Raw genomic sequence first — 19,732 nt, 5'->3', positions numbered from 1 at the left:
TAAATCCAAAGGTTAATCGGCGCTGCTACCCAGCATCCGTTTCAAAGTCACATCACGATCAACAAAGTGATGCTTAAGCGCAGCCAGGCCGTGCAGTAGTGAGAGCACGACGACGGTCCAGGCCAGATAAAGGTGGATAGTGCCGGCGGTATCGGCCTGTTCAGCCATGCCGGTGACGGTGGCGGGGATCTCGAACCAGCCGAAAACGCTGATTGCCTGGCCGTCGGCGGTGGAAATCAGATAGCCGCTGATCAGGATACTGAACAACACGACATACAGCGCGATATGAGCCAGTGTCGCACTGACGCGAGTAAAGCGGCTGTAGCTGGCCAGCGGTTTTGGCGGAGGTGAAACGAAACGCCAGATCACCCGTACCACCATGACGATGAACAACAGTGTACCGATGCTTTTATGAATTTCCGGTGCCTGATGGTACCAGACATCGTAATAGCCTAGCGTGACCATCCATAGGCCCAGGGCAAACATGCCGTAAACCGTCAGCGCAACCAGCCAATGGATTAGCACTGAAATATGACCAAAACGGCTGGCGGTATTTTTCCAAAGCATCTTGTTTCCTTACGTTCTTCATTTTCTGGATGCAATAATTAAACTTTAAGAAACATAAAATCAATAATAAATTCAACTATGTTACTTCTTTAGAATATTAATCAGTGAATTTGCGGAAGATAGCGAAAGTTAATCAATGAAATCGTCGTAGTGAATATCGCCATTTGAACGCGATCCCACATTACTTTTTGAATGTTAACGTTTTTTATTTATTTTCGTCAGCTTTTGTCATTTTGCGTAAATGTGGTCTTTTTTTAACAAATATACCGGTAGCAAAGAATGTCGATTATTTCCAGTTAGATTCTAACCAGGTTGATGGTTTGCATTTCTGATGCATCATCACCAGCGCGTGCCTGCCCATGGGTCTATGGGGTGATCGGCGCATAGCGCATTTGCAGCAACAGCCGGTTGGGGGGAATATGGTGGATTGTTCAAGGCTGATCACCTGTGCCGGGTAGCCGAAACGGCGGAAACACAAACAGGGGAAGCTGAGCGGCATGTGTCAGGCCATAAAGAAGAAATAGACATCCAGCACCAGTACCAGCAGCCACAGACAGAGATACAGCACCAGATGTTCGCGTACATTGTTGACGATCGCCGACAGTATTTTGTTTAGCATTCTGAGCAGCCAAAAGGTAAGGAGCGCTGATTATAGTATTTTTGTAGCTGGCGTTAATACTGTGAAAGGGCAAAGCGTGGAGATAGAGGTGAATTTCACCTCTTAAATAAATTATACGGCCAGTAGAGGCAGCGGCATCGGGGTAACCGGCGGCGTGCTCGGCGGATAGAAATAACGCAGTACGTTATAGAGAGAATAAAACTCCAGTCGGTTGCGGGCGTTGATTTTTTCCGTGATGTGGCGTTTGTGAACATAAACCGTATGTGAGCTGATTTGCAGCTTTTTGGCGATGCGGTAATTCGGCATTTCTGCCATCCAGTGTTTCATCACCGTCAGCTCTTGCGGGCTGAACAGAGAGTGTTCGGCGCCGCTATCCATCAGTGTGACCGGCTTTTCCCTCAGCATGCGCAAGGTGACGGGCAAAATGCTTTTGTTGAACAGGAAGGCGTTATCAGCGATGCGCATCGGCGTTTCGCTGTAGGGATAGGGGGTGTCCAGATAAATAAACAGTAGCGCTGTGGGGTTGGCTTCAATAAAAGCCTGCAGTTGCGCATCATCTTCGTTATAGCGGCACTGTTTGGTCAGATTGATCAAAATGTGGCTCGGCTGGTAACTGCTCAGCAGTGGCATAGCCTGTTCAATGCTGTGACAACACGTGATTTGAGCAAAAACATAGTCAGTAAAATAATTGTCGATTCCGACCCGGGTAAAGCAGCATTCGTCCACGACAAGCAGTTTCATGGTCACGTCCTTGTTGATCGAAAAATTACTTGGGCATATCAGCTGTAAAATAGAACTTACACCATAGGGGATCAATTCGGAAATCCGGATACTTGCGTCAGAAATTTCCGTTGCCAGATTTTTTATATTAAATTTTAAAGAGTTATGCGGATGTGTAATTGTAACTGGGGGGTAAACCGCAGCCCGCGCAGGTTAACGGGTGCGGTTACTGAATGGGAAAAGGTTAGTTAAAACGCTTTAGCGTAAAGGGGGAGACATCCACCGGCGGGGTTTTATCTTCGGCAAACAGGGCGGCGATCTCACCTAACACGCTGGCAAACTTGAAGCCATGGCCGCTCAAACCACTGATGACCATCAGTCGATCGCATCCAGGGACGGTATCGATAATAAAATCTTCATCCGGACTCATATCGTAACTACAGGCTTCCCCGTGTAAACATACCCCTACACCGGGTAAGAATTGGCGTAGGAATTGGAAGACCTCAGTGCCGTCACTGGCGAAACTGCCGAAAGGTTTGCGTTGCTCTGGCGCATCCATCTCTTGGCCACCGTCATGCTTACCCACTTTCAGTCCGTCGTTATCGGCAGGAAAACCGTAATAATGGCTGCCGTCTTGAGCCTCAACGGTAAACGCCGGGAAGCGATTGTTGACGCTGTATCGGCCATCCGCCTGATGCCAGGAAAACACCTTCCGCAGCGGTGCGATCGGTAACTGCGGCAGCAGGGCCTTTACCCAGGTGCCAGCGGTGACTACCGCTTTTCGGCCCTGGAAACGGCCTTCAGAGGTAACGACTTCCACACCGCCATCGACAGGCTCCACTGCGCTGACCGGGCAATTGAACAGCTGGCTGCACCAGGCCTCTTTAGCCAGTTTGATAAAACTGGTGACGGCCTGTTCTGAGCGAAGGAACCCGGCATCGGGTTCAAACACGCCAATGTAACCCTCGGGTGCGTTGAATTCGGGCCAACGCTGGTTAATCTGTTCTGCACTGAGGTTTTGCGTGTTAAGGCGAAATTTTTGTGCACTGCGTTGGGCATTGTTGATAAATTCAGAATGCCGTGGCCCCAGGTTCAGTACTCCGCAGGCCTGAAACAGCTCTTCACCGGTTTGTTGAATCAGCGCGCTCCACAGCGCTTGGGCGCGCAGAATCAGTGGCACATACTTTTCACCTTCGCCATAGGCATGGCGGATGATTCGTGTATCGCCGTGGTGGCTGCCGTTACGGTGTGGGGGCATCGCGCTGTCGATCATTAATACTTTCAAGCCGGATCGCGTAGCATAGTAACCCGCCGCTGCGCCTACCGAACCGCTGCCCACAACAATTAAGTCATATTCCACGTGCCGTAACCTCTCTGATATACGTTTCTTATCGGGCTATGATAAAAGGTTGGGCGCAGCAATGCACCCGTTGCGCTGTTGTACCGGCAAAGAAAAAGGCGCCAGAGATAATCGCTGGCGCCTTAGCTTTTTGGGGCAGTAAATTAGTGTTTTTTACGATCAAGGTCCAGGTAATCCGTTGCTTCAATCTTGGCAATGCCAGCTTCTAAGATATTGATTAATTGGCGTGCCACATCTGTAGTTAGCCAAAGCGTTCTGTCTACTTGGGCTTCTTCTGGTGTCTGGTCTAGTGAAGACAGGTAATGAAGGCGTATCATCATGGCGTCATAAACGTCGACAGTACTGATATCCCAACCAACAAGCGGGTGTGTCTGAATTACTTCATCATTTCTGTCCATAAAGACCCCTTATTGAGTAGTAACTAACGTGAGTGACTAACGAGGATCAATGCGGCTCATCATCATGTGAGCAATTACAGTATACGCATATGCTTTCTATGGTGGGGATTTTCCATCCTTTTTTGCAAAATAAATATTTATTTGAGTCATTATTTCTACTGGCCGGCTGGAGGAAACCAGCGCGGCAGGCATGTGGCAATCATTCAGCATCAAGCGGCGGCGGGGTGCCGTGTAACCGTTTCTCCAGCTCGGTGGCCAGGTGTGCGAAATGCTGCTGCGTTTCAGCATCGCGATTCTGATTTTGCGCTTCCAGTTTCAGGCTGTGGATCAGCAACTGATTGGCTTTGTCATCCAGACCAAAAGCCAGATAGGAGAAGGCGACTTCCAATACGCTCAAGCGCCTTTTTTGATCGCCAATCAACGCCAGCAACTCGCCAAAGGTCATCGTTTCTTCAGACTTTATTTTGTCCGGGGCCATTTTAAACACCTCCTGTTAAAACATTCAGTACAGACCAGATAAGGCTTTTCTTCCAGAATAAAATTGTGAGGAGGAGAGCGGGGTTTCAAAGACAAAAAAGCCGGGGAGCGACCCCCGGCAAAAACAGCATTGCAGTGTTATTCTGCGCTGAACCACTCGTCTGCGCTTTCCCAGGTTTCCTGGAGGATTTCAGCGATGAGATCTTTATCCGTTTTTAGGCCGCCAAGCACAGAAAGCCCATTGGAACCGGCATAACGGACCTGAACCACGGCGTCTGGAAATTGACGCTTGACCCGTTTGCCCAGCTCGCCGGTCAGGGCTTCGATGGCCCCTGACGGTAGCGGTCTGGTTTTATCTATAGTGACTTCAACACGCATTATTGCCCCCGAAGCGATTTACTGGTTATTTATACAGTTAACTTTGCGTAGGGGCAAGAGGCTGCGTTAAAAAAAGATTTTACGCTTTCACTGACCAGCTCAGGCTCTCTCCGGCCAGGAATGGCACAACCGTTTCCTGGCCTATGGCGATCTCTTCCGGTTGCGTCGTCGGGACACGCTGCAGTTCGATAAAATCGGCATTGACCGGCAGGCCATAAAAACGCGGGCCGTTCAGTGAACAGAAGGCTTCCAGATGCTCCAGCGCGCCCAATTGTTCGAATACGCTGGCGTAGGCCGGAATTGCATTGGGAGCGTTAAATACGCCGGCGCACCCGCAACTTGATTCTTTACGATGCTTGGCATGTGGCGCTGAGTCGGTACCGAGGAAGAAGCGATCCGAACCGCTGGCGACCGCTTTACGCAGCGCATCCTGGTGAACATTGCGTTTCAGGATCGGCAGACAGAACAGGTGCGGGCGGATACCGCCAACCAGCATATGGTTGCGGTTAAACATCAGGTGCTGTGGCGTGACAGTGGCACCAAGAAAACGATTGCCTTCCTGCACATATTGAGCCGCTTCTTTGGTCGTGATGTGCTCGAAGACGATTTTCAGCTCCGGGAACTGCTGGCGGATGGGCTCCATGACCTGCTCAATAAAGCGTGCCTCGCGATCGAAAATATCGACGGCGGCGTCAGTCACTTCACCGTGGATCAGCAGCGGCATGCCAATTTTCTGCATTTGTTCGAACAACGGGTAAATGCCTTTCACGTCGCTGACGCCGTGGCTGGAGTTGGTGGTCGCGTTGGCAGGGTACAGCTTGGCTGCGGTGAACACGCCTTGCTCGAAGCCGTTGACCAGTTCAGCGGCGGCCAATGAGTTGGTCAAGTAGCAGGTCATCAGCGGGGTGAAGTCATGATCCTGAGGAACAGCGGCCAGAATGCGGTCACGATAAGCCCGGGCAGCGTCTACGGTAGTGATTGGCGGAGCCAGATTAGGCATCACAATCGCCCGGCCAAATACCTGACTGGTATAAGGCAGAACCGTTTTCAGCATGTCGTCATCACGCAGATGGATGTGCCAGTCGTCAGGGCGGCGGATTTTCAGGGCTTGAGGTTGTGCGGTCATGTTGCAAGGCTCCGGCGGTCAGAAACACGTCTATATAAAAGCGAATAATGGGGGTTATTCACGCCGGGGTGTAAGGATAAGCGGAAAGCGTCGCCGATGCATCTGTTTGTTCACTGCAAGTTGAAATCAATTGGCTATCGGGCGCATAGTGACAGGGATTTTAACGATTCCCGCTTCCTAACTGTCGGGTAATCAAGGTTTATCAAGTGGAATGGGAGAACGAAATGGAAGTACGTGTTATTGCAACCCTGCAGGCGAAACCTGAATTTGTGTCAGCCGTAAGCGATGCGCTGCATGAGATTTTAGAGCCAAGCCGCCAGGAACTGGGCAACCTGCAGTATGATCTGCACCGCGATTTGGAACAGCCCGGCACCTTCGTGTTTTTCGAACGTTGGGCAAGTGCGGAAGCGCTGGAGAAACACAACGCTACCGAGCATTTTAAGCGGTTTGTCAGTCAACTCGACGGCAAGCTGGATTTGTTGGATATCAAGCAATTGAAAAAAATTGCCTGAACCGATTTTTCGGCAAGAAAAAACCCGCCATTTGGCGGGTTTTTTTATCGGAGCAGATTAATTATTCGTTAACCGGCTGCGGTTTGGTTGCCGGCGCTGTGGCTTGATTTACCGCAGCATGTCCACCCGCTGAGCCTTTACCTTCGAAACTGAAGGAAGAGCGTTGCCAATCACTGCGTTTTTGCTCTTCCGGCTCATAAGCCGGCGCAGGAGCCTTGGTCATGGGTGCCGTGGCGATATGCTTATAGCGCGCATCCTGAACCGGCGCTGGCTGCTGAACAACTGGCGGCTTTTCTGCAATAACCACCGGAGCGGCAGTTTCCTGAACAGGTGCGGCCTCAACGTTGATTGGCGCTGGTTCTGCGACAGGCTCAACAACAGCGGCAGTCTCTTCCGCAACAGCCGGTGTTGCTTCAACCACCGGCGTTGCTTCAACCACCGGCGTTGTTTCAACTGCCGGGGCTGCTTCGACGTCCGTAGTTGCTTCAGCTGCAGCAGTCTCTTCAACCAAGGTCGCTTCTTCAACGACTGGGGTTTCGGTCTGCGGTAGTACAGCCGTTTCTTCAGATTGAGCTGCAATGGCCGGCTCAACAGTTTTCACTTCCGGCTGGACTTCTTCTGCAATGACAACTTCAGCGGTTTCTACCGGCGCGATGGTTTGTACGGCAGTCTCAGCGATCATCGGAGCGGCTACGCTGACGGTTTCTTGCGCCATCACGTTATCGGCAGCGATTTCGGTAGCTTCAGTTTGAACTTCAACTTCTTCAACCACTTGCGCAGCTTGTGTTACAGGGTAACTTACCCATACCTTGCCAGAAGCCATTTCCGGCGAGGCGAAAGCCCCGGCCAGCGGCATTGGTGACTGAGCAGGGTAGCGCTCATCACGGTAACGGCGACGGCGCTGACCGCTCACGCGCAGATGACGTGGTGAGCGGCGTGAACGGCGTGGCATGCCATTTTCGCCGTTACGGTTGTCGCCCTGAACATCATCTTCAACTGGTGCATCAAGGGTTTCCGGCAGCAGTTTAACGCTGTCTTCTTCCTGAGCCGGTTTCACGTCTTGGTTTTTCGCAACCGGCGCTTTAGGTGCCAGCAGTTCTTCCGCTGCGCGATGCAGCTCTTCTTCAGCGGACAGTACGCGAACTTTCTGCGACAGAGGACGACGTTGGCGACGCTGCATGTTCTGCTGCTGGCGTTCTTCCAGATCTTCATCGCTGATAACGTTGGTGCTGCTGGTGTTTACACTTTCCAGTGCAGCCACTTCCTGCTGAGCTTGACGCTTCTCTTCCTGACGACGGCGTTGGCGTTCTGCACGCTGGTCACGGCGCTGTTGCTGCTCTTCACGCTGTGCCTTGGCGGCCTCTTCAGATTGCGGCTCCTCGGCAACCGGTGCAACCTGCGGCGCATTGCGGCGGTTGTTACGGCGTTGTTCATCGCGCGCTTCACGGCCTTCACCACGGTTGTCACGCGGCTCACGATTTTCACGTGGTTCACGGTTATCGCGCTCGCGATTATCACGTCCTTCGCCGCGCTCTTTACGTTCGCCGCGTTCAGGACGATCGCTACGCTCACCGCGTTCCCCACGTTCCCCACGTTCCCCGCGTTCTTTACGGCCTGTACCCTGACGGCGTTGACCACGGCGATCCTGGCGGCGGTTTTCACCGTTGCCTTCGGCCTTAGGTGCTTCAACGACAGGTTTGGCTTCAACAACCGGTTGCCCCTCACTGGCGAACAGCGCTTTCAATCCACCGAACAGGCGGCCCAACAGGCCTGGTTTGGCAGCGGTTGGTTTGCTTTGTTTGGTCGCTACAGCGGCTGTTGCAGCTTGTGTTGCCATAGGTTCTTCAGCAGGCGGCGGTGCGTCAGCAGCCAGAGAGAACGAGGCCAGAGCCGGTTGTTCCGGACGTTTGCGCTCCATCGGCGCATCTTCCAGTGGCTGGGCCATCTCTTCTTCGTGCAGCTTCGGCAGCAGGTAGCTCAGGGTTGGTGTTTCTTCGCCTTTGCGCACACGCAGCACAGAATAGTGCGGGGTTTGCATCTGATCGTTCGGCACGATGATCGCTTTCACGCCACCCTGGCGTTTTTCGATCGCGCTCACCGACTCACGTTTTTCGTTCAGTAGGTAAGAGGCCACGTGAACTGGCACGATAGCGTGAACTTCTTTGGTATTTTCCTTCAGCGCTTCTTCTTCGATCAGGCGCAGAATGGAAAGTGCCAGCGATTCGTTATCACGGATGGTGCCGGTACCATTACAGCGAGGGCAGACGTGATGACTGGATTCACCCAGTGATGGGCTGAGGCGCTGGCGCGACATCTCAAGCAGGCCAAAGCGGGAAATGCGGCCGATCTGAATACGCGCACGGTCCTGGCGCACTGCGTCACGCAGGCGGTTTTCTACTTCGCGTTGGTGGCGCACTGGGGTCATATCGATGAAGTCGATAACAATCAGGCCGCCAAGGTCACGCAAACGCAACTGACGAGCGATTTCGTCCGCCGCTTCCAGGTTGGTGTTGAACGCAGTTTCTTCGATATCGCCGCCGCGGGTTGCTCGCGCGGAGTTGATGTCGATGGCGGTCAAGGCTTCGGTCGTGTCGATAACGATCGAGCCACCGGAAGGCAGGCGCACTTCACGCTGGAAAGCGGATTCGATCTGAGATTCGATTTGGTAATGGCTGAACAGAGGGATTTCACCGCTGTACAGTTTGATTTTGCTGCTGAAATCCGGGCGGCCCAGCGCTGCGATGTGCTCTTTGGCCAAATCGAGAACTTTAGGGTTGTCGATCAGGATTTCACCGATGTCCGGGCGCAGGTAATCACGGAATGCGCGTACGATAACGTTGCTTTCCTGATGGATCAGGAACGGGGCAGCGCGGCCTTCGGCGGCTTTCTTGATGGCTTCCCAATGCTTCAGGCGGAAAGACAGATCCCACTGCAGCGCATCGGCAGATTTGCCAACGCCCGCGGTGCGAACGATCAGCCCCATACCGTCCGGCAATTGCAGGGAGGAAAGCGCTTCTTTCAATTCGGTGCGGTCGTCACCCTCGATGCGGCGGGAAATACCACCGGCACGCGGGTTGTTCGGCATCAACACCAGATAACTGCCGGCCAGACTGATGAAGGTGGTCAGGGCTGCGCCTTTGTTACCACGTTCTTCTTTATCAATCTGAACGATAACTTCCTGGCCTTCGCGCAGCACATCTTTGATGTTCGGGCGGCCATGGGAAGAGTAGTTACTTGGGAAGTATTCGCGGGCAATTTCTTTAAGAGGGAGGAAACCATGTCGTTCTGCGCCGTAATCAACGAACGCTGCTTCAAGACTTGGTTCAATACGAGTGATTTTGCCTTTGTAAATATTCGCTTTTTTCTGTTCATGACCTGGGCTTTCAATGTCCAAATCATACAGCCGCTGTCCATCTACAAGGGCAACACGCAACTCTTCCTGCTGAGTTGCGTTAATCAACATTCTTTTCATCTTAACTTACTCGTTATTTTTACATTATCGACAAAGCTGCGGGCAAAATAACCTCATGGCCGGGTTAAAACCGAAAACCCCGTGTCTTCTCGCAAAGTCGTCAACCTCACGGTTGTCGCTTGCATAGGGGCGCATTATCTCGGTAAGCCTGTATTTCTTTGTGAAAAACAGCACTTTTACTAGGGGAATAGCCTCTGATTTACGTCGACAGATCTGATTCCGTTTGCCGGCCAAGCTGCAACCCGCAGCCCGCTAATTGTTTGATTTCGCATTACGTCTTACGCCATTGCTGCGTTTTTGCGCCATCAGACAAATTTTATAATTCCACCGTTTTCCCTGTTTAACGAGAATCAACGTGGAAAGTAAATGCATTATTCCACTGCTGATACCGTTATAGCAAGGTGACTTTTCCTTAACTGCGGAAGAAATCGCAAACGTTCAAATCGGCTTGCTGCCTTATTGTGCGCAGGGGATTCATCTGCAGTCAGAGAGACAGTTAAGCACAGAAAAAGAAGTGGCGCTATTTACTCGCTCTATTTAGAATCCCGCTCCATGAAAACGAACATTCCCGCAGTACAATTAATCACAATTTCTGACGACGAAGCCGGTCAGAGAATCGACAACTTTTTGCTTGCCCGCCTGAAAGGCGTGCCGAAGAGCATGATTTACCGCATCGTGCGTAAAGGCGAGGTGCGGGTTAATAAAGGACGCATCAAGGCAGAATATAAACTGGCAGCCGGCGACGTGGTGCGTGTACCGCCGGTGCGCGTTGCCGAGCGTGAAGAGGCACCGGTTTCCGCCAAACTGGATAAAGTGGCTGCGCTGGCAGATTGTATATTGTATGAAGACGATCACCTGCTGCTGCTGAACAAGCCATCAGGTACTGCCGTTCATGGCGGCAGCGGCCTGAGCTTTGGCGTGATCGAAGGCCTGCGCGCGCTTCGTCCCGAAGCCCGCTTCCTGGAATTGGTTCACCGCTTGGATCGCGACACTTCAGGCGTGCTGCTGGTGGCGAAAAAACGCTCGGCACTGCGTTCGCTGCATGAGCAACTGCGCCTGAAAGGGATGCAAAAGGATTACCTGGCGCTGGTTCGTGGCCAGTGGCAATCACATTGCAAAGCGGTGCAGGCGCCATTGCTGAAAAACATTCTGCAGAGCGGTGAACGCATCGTTCGTGTCAACAGCGAAGGTAAACCGTCGGAAACCCGTTTCAAGGTGGAAGAGCGCTTTGAGCATGCAACGCTGGTCAAAGCCAGCCCGATCACCGGGCGCACCCATCAGATCCGTGTGCACACTTTGCATGCCGGGCATCCGATAGCCTTTGACGATCGCTATGGCGATCGCGAGTTCGATCGCCAACTGGCTGGCACCGGGCTCAAGCGCTTGTTCCTGCACGCGGCTGCTTTGCGTTTCGAACATCCGGGTACAGGCGAAACGATGCGTATCGAAGCGCCGATGGATGAAGAGCTGCGTCACTGCCTGCAGGTGTTGCGCAAACAGTCGCAGGGCAAATAACGCAGCCTTTTTACCCTATGCCAGCGGGTTGATGCCCTCAGCCCGCAGCATGTCCAGCAGTGCGATCAACGGCAGACCGATCAGCGCATTGGGATCCCGCCCCTCAAGTTTCTCGAACAACGCAATCCCCAATCCCTCACTTTTAAAGCTGCCTGCGCAGTTGAGTGGCTGCTCAAGGTGAACGTAAGCGCTAATTTCAGCCTCGCTCAGCGTGCGAAAATGTACGTGAAAGGGCTCGCACAACACCTGCAAATGCCGGCTGCGGCTGTTATACAACGCCAATCCGGTATAAAAGGTGACCCTTTGGCCACTGGCCTGGCGCAATTGAGCGCAAGCGTTCTCTTCCGAGTGCGGTTTTCCGGTGATTTTTCCCTCGATCACGCAGACCTGATCGGAGCCGATAATCAGATGTTCGGGGTAGGCGGCAGCCAGTACTTGGGCTTTCGCTGTGGCCAATCGTAGCACCAGCGCCTCGGCGCTTTCCCCGGCCAGCGGGGTTTCATCCACCTGCGGCGCGGCGCAAGCGAAGGGCAGGTGCAGCTTTTCCAGCAGCATCTTGCGGTAGGTCGAGGTGGAGGCAAGGAGAAGTCTTTGCATAATATTTTTTCGCAAACCGTAGCGTAAACAGAGTGAGCATTTTAAACTGTCCGCCGCTGAGGAAGCGAATATTGGTGAAAGGTGCCGTTTTACGGCCTTTTTCTTTGACTCTACGTCGTTACAAAGTTAATATGCGCGCCCTATGCAAAAGGTAAAATTACCCTTGACCATTGATGCGGTACGTACCGCTCAGAAACGCCTGGACTACGTTGGTTCTTATGCGCCTGAGCAGGTTACACGTGTTGCCGACTCCGTGGTCAGTGTGGACAGTGATGTTGAGGTTTCGTTATCCTTCGATATAGATAACCAACGCCTCGCGGTGATAACAGGGCATTCGGACGTTCAGGTAACCCTGATGTGCCAACGCTGTGGCGTCCCGTTTGAACGTCATATCCACACAACATATTGTTTTAGCCCGGTCGTCAATGATGAGCAGGCTGAGGCATTACCGGGAGCGTACGAACCGATCGAAGTCGATGAGTTTGGCGAAGTCGATTTGTTGGCAATGATTGAAGATGAAATTATTCTTTCTCTGCCTGTCGTCCCGTTACATGAATCTGAACACTGTGAAGTGTCCGAAGCGGACATGGTATTTGGCAAACTGCCTGCAGAGGCGGAGAAACCGAATCCATTTGCCGTATTAGCCAGTTTAAAGCGTAAGTAATTAAGGAGTAAGGTCCATGGCCGTACAACAAAATAAACCAACCCGTTCCAAGCGTGGCATGCGTCGTTCACACGATGCTCTGACCACCACCACATTGTCTGTTGATGCGACTTCTGGTGAAACTCATCGTCGTCACCACATCACTGCCGACGGTTTCTACCGCGGTCGCAAGGTTATCGGCTAAGTAGCGGTACCTTGACTCGTCTAACCCTGGCGTTAGATGCAATGGGCGGGGACTTCGGTCCCTGCGTCACAGTGCCTGCTTCATTGCAGGCACTGGCCTCTAATTTACAGCTTCATCTCCTGCTGGTCGGCGATCCCGACGCCCTCTCTCCTTTACTTGCCAAAGCCGATCCGGTTCTTCTGGAGCGTTTGCAAGTCGTGCCTGCTGAATCAGTGATTGCCGGCGACGCCAAGCCCTCACAAGCGATACGCGCCAGCCGCGGTACGTCCATGCGCATTGCGCTGGAGCTGACTAAAAACGGCGATGCGCAGGGCTGCGTCAGCGCAGGTAATACCGGCGCGTTGATGGGCCTGGCGAAAATGCTGATTAAACCATTGGACGGTATTGAACGTCCGGCGCTGATGACCCTGATCCCGAACCAGCAGCGCGGCAAAACCGTCGTGCTGGATCTGGGCGCTAACGTTGAATGCGACAGCACCATGCTGGTGCAGTTTGCGGTAATGGGTGCGGTGATGGCCGAAGAGGTGGTTGGTATTGCGCAGCCCCGTGTGGCGCTGCTGAATATTGGTGAAGAAGAGACCAAAGGCCTGGATAATATTCGCGAAGCGGCCGCCGTGCTGAAAAATACTCCGGCAATCAACTATATTGGTTACCTGGAAGGTAATGACCTGCTCACCGGTAAAACCGATGTCATGGTCTGCGACGGCTTTGTGGGTAACGTCACCCTGAAGACCATGGAAGGGGTGGTAAGAGTATTTTTATCGCTGCTGAAATCATCCGGAGACGGTGGCAAGCAGGCGTGGTGGTTAAAGTTGTTAGGCCGTTGGTTGCAAAAACGGGTGGTGAAGCGGTTCGGCCACCTGAACCCCGACCAGTATAATGGCGCATGTCTGTTAGGATTGCGCAGCACCGTAATCAAGAGCCACGGCGCTGCGAACCCACACGCGTTTGCAGTAGCAATCGAACAGGCTGTGCAGGCGGTGCAGCGGCAAGTCCCTGAAAGGATTGCTGCGCGCCTTGAAGCTGTATTACCTAAGAGTGACTGATCGTACATGTATACAAAGATTCTCGGTACGGGGAGTTATTTACCCGTACAAGTGCGCACCAATGCTGACCTTGAAAAAATGGTGGATACCTCTGACGAGTGGATCGTCACGCGTACCGGTATCCGTGAACGCCGTATCGCTGCCGCCGACGAAACCGTGGCGACGATGGGCTTCCATGCAGCTGAAAAAGCGCTGGAAATGGCAGGTGTGGCTAAAGAAGACATCGGGTTGATCGTCGTTGCGACTACCACCTCGAGCCACGCATTCCCCAGCTCTGCTTGCCAGGTGCAGCAGATGCTGGGCATTAAAGACTGTGCGGCCTTCGATCTGGCCGCGGCCTGCGCCGGTTTTACCTATGCGCTGAGCGTGGCCGATCAGTACGTCAAGAATGGCTCGGTGAAACATGCGCTGGTGATCGGTGCGGACGTGCTGTCGCGTACGCTGGATCCAGAAGATCGCGGTACCATCATTCTGTTCGGTGATGGCGCGGGGGCGGTGCTGTTGAGTGCGTCTGAAGAGCCGGGCATTCTGTCTACCCATTTGCATGCCGATGGGACTTACGGCGGCCTGTTGACGCTGCCGTTCAAGGATCGTCAGGATCAAGGCAAGCCGGCCTACGTCACTATGGCCGGCAATGAAGTATTCAAAGTTGCGGTTACCGAACTGGCTCACATTGTGGAAGAAACGCTGCAAGCCAATAATCTGGACCGCGAACAGTTGGATTGGCTGGTGCCACATCAGGCCAACCTGCGCATTATCAGTGCGACGGCGAAAAAACTGGGTATGGGAATGGAGAAAGTGGTAGTGACGCTCGATCGTCACGGCAACACTTCTGCCGCTTCGGTCCCGGCGGCGTTCGACGAAGCCGTGCGTGATGGGCGGATCCAGCGTGGTCAACTGGTGCTGCTGGAAGCCTTTGGCGGCGGCTTTACCTGGGGCTCGGCGCTGGTCCGTTTCTGATTAACAGGAAGAAAAAATGACGCAATTTGCTTTTGTTTTCCCTGGTCAGGGGTCTCAGTCCCTTGGCATGCTGGCCGATTTGGCGGCGCAATTTCCGATCGTTGAAGCAACTTTCAGCGAGGCTTCGTCCGTTCTGGGTTATGACCTGTGGCAGTTGGTGCAGCAAGGCCCGGCGGAAGAACTGAACAAAACCTGGCAGACGCAGCCGGCATTGTTGGCCGCTTCCGTGGCGATTTTTCGCGTTTGGCAACAACAGGGCGGTAAAGCGCCTGCAATGATGGCGGGCCACAGCCTGGGTGAGTACTCGGCACTGGTGTGTGCGGGTGTGCTGGATTTCCAGGCGGCGATTCGCTTGGTTGAGCTGCGCGGCAAACTGATGCAGGAAGCTGTGCCGGAAGGCACTGGCGCGATGTTCGCCATTATCGGCCTGGACAACGAGGCTATCGCTAAAGCCTGTGAAGAGTCCGCTCAGGGGCAGATCGTGTCTCCGGTGAACTTCAACTCGCCGGGGCAGGTTGTCATCGCAGGCAACAAAGAAGCGGTTGAGCGCGCAGGTGCTGCCTGTAAAGCTGCCGGCGCCAAGCGTGCGTTGCCGTTACCGGTGAGCGTACCTTCGCATTGCGCACTGATGAAGCCGGCGGCAGATAAATTGGCCGTCGCGTTGCAGGACATTAGCTTCAGCGCGCCGCAGGTAGCGGTGGTGAATAACGTCGACGTGCGCACTGAAACCGATCCAGAAGCCATCCGCAGTGCGCTGGTACGCCAGCTGTACAGCCCGGTGCGTTGGACCGAGAGCGTAGAATTTATGGCAGCACAGGGCGTTACGTCGCTGCTAGAGGTTGGCCCGGGTAAGGTTCTGACCGGTCTGACTAAACGTATTGTTGACACCCTGACGGCGGCGGCGGTTAATGACGCAGCCAGCCTGTCAGCGGCGCTTGAACAATAAAGAGGAAAATAATGAGCTTCGAAGGTAAAGTTGTTCTGGTCACCGGCGCTAGTCGGGGTATTGGCCGGGCTATTGCAGAGTCGTTTGCAGCACGTGGCGCCAAAGTGATCGGCACCGCCACCAGTGAAAGCGGTGCTGAGGCTATCAGCAGCTATCTGGGAGCAAACGGCAAAGGGTTTGCGCTGAACGTGGTTGATGCTCAATCTATCGACAGCGTTCTGGCATCTATTCGTGCTGAATTTGGCGAAATCGACATTTTAGTGAATAATGCCGGCATTACGCGTGATAACCTGCTGATGCGCATGAAGGATGATGAGTGGCAGGATATCCTGGACACTAATTTGACTTCCGTATTCCGTCTGTCAAAAGCGGTAATGCGAGCTATGATGAAAAAGCGGTTTGGCCGGATCATCACCATCGGTTCCGTCGTTGGCACCATGGGGAACGCAGGGCAGGCTAATTACGCGGCGGCTAAAGCCGGTCTGATTGGCTTTAGTAAGTCTTTGGCACGTGAAGTTGCTTCGCGTGGCATTACGGTCAACGTCGTGGCACCTGGTTTTATTGAGACGGACATGACACGGGCGTTGACAGATGATCAACGTGCAGGCATTTTGTCATCAGTTCCAGCCAATCGGCTGGGAGATGCTAAAGAAATCGCCAGCGCTGTTGCATTCTTAGCCTCTGATGAGGCTGGCTACATCACCGGTGAAACGTTACATGTCAATGGCGGCATGTACATGATTTAAAAAATGCGAAAACTATTTGCGTTATTTGGGGTAAAAACCGCAAAATAGCGTAAAATCGTGGTTTGACCAGCCGGGATTTAGTTGCATCTTTTTCAACATTTTATACACTACGAAAACCATCGCGAAAGCGAGTTTTGATAGGAAATTTAAGAGTATGAGCACTATCGAAGAACGTGTTAAGAAAATCATTGTTGAGCAACTGGGTGTTAAACAGGAAGAAGTTTTAAATAACGCTTCTTTCGTTGAAGATCTGGGCGCTGATTCTCTCGACACCGTTGAACTGGTAATGGCACTGGAAGAAGAATTCGATACTGAGATTCCAGACGAAGAAGCTGAGAAAATCACTACTGTTCAGGCAGCTATTGATTTCATCAACGCTAGCCAGCAGTAAGAGAACATATCTAGGCGGTCATTCGACCGCCTAAGTTTTTTTGATCCCTAGTGTCATATTTTTCCCTCCTTGGAGGACAAACGTGTCTAAGCGTCGAGTAGTTGTGACCGGACTGGGCATGTTGTCTCCTGTCGGCAATACTGTAGAGTCCACATGGAACGCTCTTCTTGCCGGTCAGAGTGGCATCAGCCTGATCGACCATTTCGATACCACTGCCTATGCGACTAAATTTGCTGGCCTGGTAAAGAACTTTAATTCAGAGGATTTCATCTCTCGCAAAGATGCGCGCAAGATGGACGCCTTCATCCAGTACGGGATCGCTGCCGGCATGCAAGCCATGCAGGATGCGGGGCTGGATATCACCGAGGCTAACGCCAGCCGCATTGGTGCCGCTATCGGCTCCGGTATCGGCGGCCTGGGTTTGATTGAAGAAAACCACAGTTCACTGGTTAACGGTGGCCCACGGAAAATCAGTCCGTTCTTTGTGCCGTCAACCATCGTGAATATGATTGCAGGTCACCTGACAATTATGTTTGGTATGCGTGGCCCGAGCATTTCGATCGCCACCGCCTGTACGTCAGGTGTACATAACATTGGCCATGCCGCGCGTATCATTGCTTACAATGATGCCGACGTTATGCTGGCCGGTGGGGCAGAGAAAGCCAGTACTCCGCTGGGGGTTGGCGGTTTCGGTGCAGCGCGTGCGCTCTCGACCCGCAACGAAAACCCTCAGGCCGCCAGCCGACCATGGGATAAAGACCGTGACGGTTTCGTCCTGGGTGACGGTGCCGGCATGATGGTGCTGGAAGAGTACGAACACGCCAAGAAACGTGGTGCCAAGATTTACGCTGAAGTTGTCGGTTTTGGGATGAGCAGCGATGCCTATCACATGACGTCTCCGCCGGAAAACGGTGCGGGCGCCGCGCTGGCAATGGAAAACGCTTTGCTTGACGCCGGTGTGACCACGTCACAAATCGGGTATATCAACGCGCACGGCACCTCTACGCCAGCCGGCGATACCGCTGAAACTCAGGCAGTGAAGTCGGTATTTGGCAGCGATGCAAAGCGTGTGATGGTCAGTTCGACCAAATCGATGACCGGCCACCTGTTGGGTGCGGCAGGTGCGATTGAATCGATCTTCACCGTGCTGGCATTGCGTGATCAAGCGGTTCCGCCAACCATCAATCTGGATAACCCGGATGAAGGTTGCGATCTGGACTTCGTTCCGCACGAAGCGCGCCAGGTAAGCGATATGCAGTACACGTTGTGTAACTCCTTCGGTTTCGGCGGTACTAACGGCTCGCTGATCTTCCGCAAGGTGTGATGCGTCTGCTGGCAGACGGTAAAAACCCGCTTTCGAGCGGGTTTTTTTATGGGTTGTTTATAAATAAAAAAATGAGTTCCGCACTTTTTTGGCTGAAAGATTAATGGAATAGGCTTTACTGGTGGCAGGTTGCCGGCAAAAGTCGGAGTAATTCCATGGTTAGGTCAGCAGGAGAAAGTGTATGTTGAGCGGAAAACGTGCGTTGGTAACGGGGGGCGGGCGCGATTTTGGGCAAGCCGTGTCGGTCTGGCTGGCGCGTGAGGGCGTTGACGTGGATATTTGCGCCCGACAACTCGACAGCGCAAGGGAAACTCAAAAAATCATACGAGCCGAAGGCGGGCGGGCACAGGCCTACCAGTGCGATATAGCCGATCCAGCTTCGCTTACGGCGTTTGTCGATCAACTGTTGCAGGACGACAGGCCGATCGACATCCTGGTATTGAGCGCAGCCCAATGGCTTGAGGGGGCGCTGGAGAGTAAAGATGATGTCGATGTCATCGGCACCATCAACTCTGGGCTGACGGGGAATATTTTGCTGACTCGCGCACTGTTGCCCAGCCTGCGGCTTTCGGCCGGGGCTGATATTATGGTAATGGTGTCGGCGTGCGGCATACCTCAATTCACCGGGTCGAGTGCCCATCCGGCATTTTTTGCCGCCAAGCAAGGGATTGGGGGCTTTTGCCACAACATTGCGCACCACCTGGCGGCGGAAAACATTCGGGTGACGGGTTTCTATCCGCCGGATTTTGAAATGAGCGGCCTGGATGACGAGCCTCCACAACCAGCGGAGCAACCTGTGCTGAACGCACGTTCGATCTGGGAAACGATGCGTTTTGTGCTGCGGCAGCCGCGCAGCTGCCACATCAACGCCATCCACTTCCAGGGGCCTTGCCGCTAAGCGCCGGCATAACGAGGAGAGAGTGGGGAACTATGTACTGGATTAACGGACAACAGCATGATGCGTTAGCGCCAAGCGATCGCGGTTTGCAGTTCGGTGATGGCTGTTTTACTACTGCCAGGGTTATCGATGGCAGAATAGAGCTGCTTCCCTGGCATATTGAGCGCCTGCAACAGGCGGCGCAGCGGCTGATGATGCCGGTTACAGATTGGGGGGCTCTTGAAAGTGAAATGGTGCATGCGGCAGAATCTATCCCGCTCGGCGTGGTCAAAGCGATACTGACGCGCGGCAGCGGCGGACGAGGTTACAGCCCGCAGGGGTGTGAAAATCCTACGCGGATTGTTTCTCGCAGCGCATATCCTACCCATTACCTGTCGTGGCGTGAACAGGGAATTAACCTGGCGCTCAGCCCGGTGGCTCTGGCGCGTAACCCGTTGCTTGCGGGGCTGAAACACTTGAACCGCCTGGAGCAGGTGTTGATCCGCGCGCATCTTGACCAGACGACGGCCGACGAGGCGCTGGTGCTTGACACTGCCGGTATGCTGGTGGAATGCTGTGCGGCTAATTTATTCTGGCGTAAAGGGAAAGCGGTATTTACGCCCGATCTGAGCCAGGCCGGCGTGGCTGGTTTGATGCGCCGCAGGGTAATTGAGTTGCTGGCGGGCAGTGAATATTCATTGCACTGCGTCAGCGAGCCGCTGGTCACTCTGGCCGACGCCGAAGAAGTGCTGGTGAGCAACGCGCTGATGCCATTGCTGCCGGTAAATACAGCGCAATCATGGCGTTATCACTCACGTCAACTGTATGATTTTTTGCGCCCACACTGTTAACG

Annotated in this window: 22 protein-coding genes; 12 read left to right on the top strand and 10 right to left on the bottom strand. The window is 53.4% G+C overall.

All coding sequences use genetic code 11. The features are described 5' to 3' along the window. Positions 1 to 12: 12 nt before the first annotated feature. The 8 genes from V2S86_RS10280 to pyrC all read right to left on the bottom strand — a co-directional run bounded on the left by V2S86_RS10280 (position 13) and on the right by pyrC (position 5,645). On the bottom strand, positions 13 to 567 hold the full coding sequence (locus V2S86_RS10280) for a cytochrome b (protein WP_330762327.1): 555 nt from the start codon (positions 565 to 567) through the stop codon (positions 13 to 15). Positions 568 to 1,069: 502 nt separating this feature from the next. Continuing rightward, positions 1,070 to 1,186, bottom strand: a complete 117-nt coding sequence (locus V2S86_RS10275; RefSeq protein WP_330762326.1) for a DUF2770 family protein — start codon at positions 1,184 to 1,186, stop codon at positions 1,070 to 1,072. Between the two features lie 111 nt (positions 1,187 to 1,297). Further along, positions 1,298 to 1,927: a LuxR C-terminal-related transcriptional regulator gene (locus V2S86_RS10270; protein WP_330762325.1), complete on the bottom strand. Its 630-nt coding sequence runs from the start codon at positions 1,925 to 1,927 to the stop codon at positions 1,298 to 1,300. A 223-nt stretch (positions 1,928 to 2,150) separates the two neighbouring features. Then, positions 2,151 to 3,266, bottom strand: a complete 1,116-nt coding sequence (gene solA, locus V2S86_RS10265) for an N-methyl-L-tryptophan oxidase (RefSeq protein ID WP_330762324.1) — start codon at positions 3,264 to 3,266, stop codon at positions 2,151 to 2,153. Positions 3,267 to 3,409: 143 nt separating this feature from the next. Continuing rightward, on the bottom strand, positions 3,410 to 3,664 hold the full coding sequence (gene bssS / locus V2S86_RS10260) for a biofilm formation regulator BssS (protein WP_006322532.1): 255 nt from the start codon (positions 3,662 to 3,664) through the stop codon (positions 3,410 to 3,412). A 199-nt stretch (positions 3,665 to 3,863) separates the two neighbouring features. After that, positions 3,864 to 4,142, bottom strand: a complete 279-nt coding sequence (locus V2S86_RS10255) for a hypothetical protein (RefSeq protein ID WP_330762323.1) — start codon at positions 4,140 to 4,142, stop codon at positions 3,864 to 3,866. 137 nt (positions 4,143 to 4,279) lie between these two features. Further along, positions 4,280 to 4,519 carry a DNA damage-inducible protein I gene (gene dinI / locus V2S86_RS10250; protein WP_006322525.1) on the bottom strand — a complete coding sequence of 80 codons (240 nt, stop codon included), beginning with the start codon at positions 4,517 to 4,519 and terminating at the stop codon, positions 4,280 to 4,282. Positions 4,520 to 4,598: 79 nt separating this feature from the next. Beyond that, a complete protein-coding gene (pyrC, locus tag V2S86_RS10245) occupies positions 4,599 to 5,645 on the bottom strand; it encodes a dihydroorotase (protein ID WP_330762322.1) in 1,047 nt (348 codons plus the stop codon). A 224-nt stretch (positions 5,646 to 5,869) separates the two neighbouring features. On the opposite strand from pyrC, the gene V2S86_RS10240 reads away from it, so the two are divergent. Beyond that, positions 5,870 to 6,157 carry a putative quinol monooxygenase gene (locus tag V2S86_RS10240; protein ID WP_330762321.1) on the top strand — a complete coding sequence of 96 codons (288 nt, stop codon included), beginning with the start codon at positions 5,870 to 5,872 and terminating at the stop codon, positions 6,155 to 6,157. A 61-nt stretch (positions 6,158 to 6,218) separates the two neighbouring features. Here V2S86_RS10240 and rne read toward each other — a convergent pair whose 3' ends face one another. Then, positions 6,219 to 9,629: a ribonuclease E gene (gene rne, locus V2S86_RS10235; RefSeq protein ID WP_330762320.1), complete on the bottom strand. Its 3,411-nt coding sequence runs from the start codon at positions 9,627 to 9,629 to the stop codon at positions 6,219 to 6,221. Positions 9,630 to 10,181: 552 nt separating this feature from the next. Here rne and rluC point away from each other — a divergent pair. Further along, entirely contained in the window at positions 10,182 to 11,144 is a 963-nt protein-coding gene (gene rluC, locus V2S86_RS10230) for a 23S rRNA pseudouridine(955/2504/2580) synthase RluC (protein ID WP_330762319.1), read from the top strand. A gap of 15 nt (positions 11,145 to 11,159) precedes the next feature. Here the strand turns inward: rluC and V2S86_RS10225 are convergent, their stop codons facing one another. Further along, positions 11,160 to 11,741 carry a Maf family protein gene (locus V2S86_RS10225; protein WP_330762318.1) on the bottom strand — a complete coding sequence of 194 codons (582 nt, stop codon included), beginning with the start codon at positions 11,739 to 11,741 and terminating at the stop codon, positions 11,160 to 11,162. 142 nt (positions 11,742 to 11,883) lie between these two features. Here V2S86_RS10225 and yceD point away from each other — a divergent pair, with 142 nt between their 5' ends. The 10 genes from yceD (at position 11,884) to pabC (ending at position 19,730) form a co-directional block, all read left to right on the top strand. Then, positions 11,884 to 12,405 (top strand): 23S rRNA accumulation protein YceD, encoded by a 522-nt coding sequence (gene yceD, locus V2S86_RS10220; protein WP_006322514.1) that lies wholly within the window; start codon positions 11,884 to 11,886, stop codon positions 12,403 to 12,405. A gap of 16 nt (positions 12,406 to 12,421) precedes the next feature. Beyond that, positions 12,422 to 12,589 carry a 50S ribosomal protein L32 gene (rpmF, locus tag V2S86_RS10215; RefSeq protein WP_004943042.1) on the top strand — a complete coding sequence of 56 codons (168 nt, stop codon included), beginning with the start codon at positions 12,422 to 12,424 and terminating at the stop codon, positions 12,587 to 12,589. Between the two features lie 11 nt (positions 12,590 to 12,600). After that, on the top strand, positions 12,601 to 13,635 hold the full coding sequence (plsX, locus tag V2S86_RS10210) for a phosphate acyltransferase PlsX (protein WP_330762317.1): 1,035 nt from the start codon (positions 12,601 to 12,603) through the stop codon (positions 13,633 to 13,635). 6 nt (positions 13,636 to 13,641) lie between these two features. Then, positions 13,642 to 14,595: a beta-ketoacyl-ACP synthase III gene (locus V2S86_RS10205; RefSeq protein ID WP_330762316.1), complete on the top strand. Its 954-nt coding sequence runs from the start codon at positions 13,642 to 13,644 to the stop codon at positions 14,593 to 14,595. A 16-nt stretch (positions 14,596 to 14,611) separates the two neighbouring features. Next, positions 14,612 to 15,541 carry an ACP S-malonyltransferase gene (gene fabD, locus V2S86_RS10200; protein ID WP_330762315.1) on the top strand — a complete coding sequence of 310 codons (930 nt, stop codon included), beginning with the start codon at positions 14,612 to 14,614 and terminating at the stop codon, positions 15,539 to 15,541. 11 nt (positions 15,542 to 15,552) lie between these two features. Next, positions 15,553 to 16,287, top strand: coding sequence for a 3-oxoacyl-ACP reductase FabG (gene fabG, locus V2S86_RS10195; protein WP_006322510.1), 735 nt, complete (start codon positions 15,553 to 15,555; stop codon positions 16,285 to 16,287). A gap of 154 nt (positions 16,288 to 16,441) precedes the next feature. Continuing rightward, positions 16,442 to 16,678: an acyl carrier protein gene (gene acpP, locus V2S86_RS10190; RefSeq protein WP_004719003.1), complete on the top strand. Its 237-nt coding sequence runs from the start codon at positions 16,442 to 16,444 to the stop codon at positions 16,676 to 16,678. A gap of 82 nt (positions 16,679 to 16,760) precedes the next feature. Beyond that, complete coding sequence (gene fabF / locus V2S86_RS10185) at positions 16,761 to 18,002, top strand: beta-ketoacyl-ACP synthase II (RefSeq protein ID WP_330762314.1); 1,242 nt, start codon at positions 16,761 to 16,763, stop codon at positions 18,000 to 18,002. Positions 18,003 to 18,183: 181 nt separating this feature from the next. Then, complete coding sequence (locus V2S86_RS10180) at positions 18,184 to 18,900, top strand: SDR family oxidoreductase (protein WP_330762313.1); 717 nt, start codon at positions 18,184 to 18,186, stop codon at positions 18,898 to 18,900. A 32-nt stretch (positions 18,901 to 18,932) separates the two neighbouring features. Next, complete coding sequence (pabC, locus tag V2S86_RS10175; protein ID WP_330762312.1) at positions 18,933 to 19,730, top strand: aminodeoxychorismate lyase; 798 nt, start codon at positions 18,933 to 18,935, stop codon at positions 19,728 to 19,730. The last annotated feature ends 2 nt before the right edge of the window (positions 19,731 to 19,732 follow it).

The sequence above is a fragment of the Serratia sp. C2(1) genome, from assembly GCF_036352655.1.
In the GTDB taxonomy this organism is placed as follows: domain Bacteria; phylum Pseudomonadota; class Gammaproteobacteria; order Enterobacterales; family Enterobacteriaceae; genus Serratia; species Serratia inhibens.
This window is presented reverse-complemented; position numbering and strand designations above follow the sequence as displayed.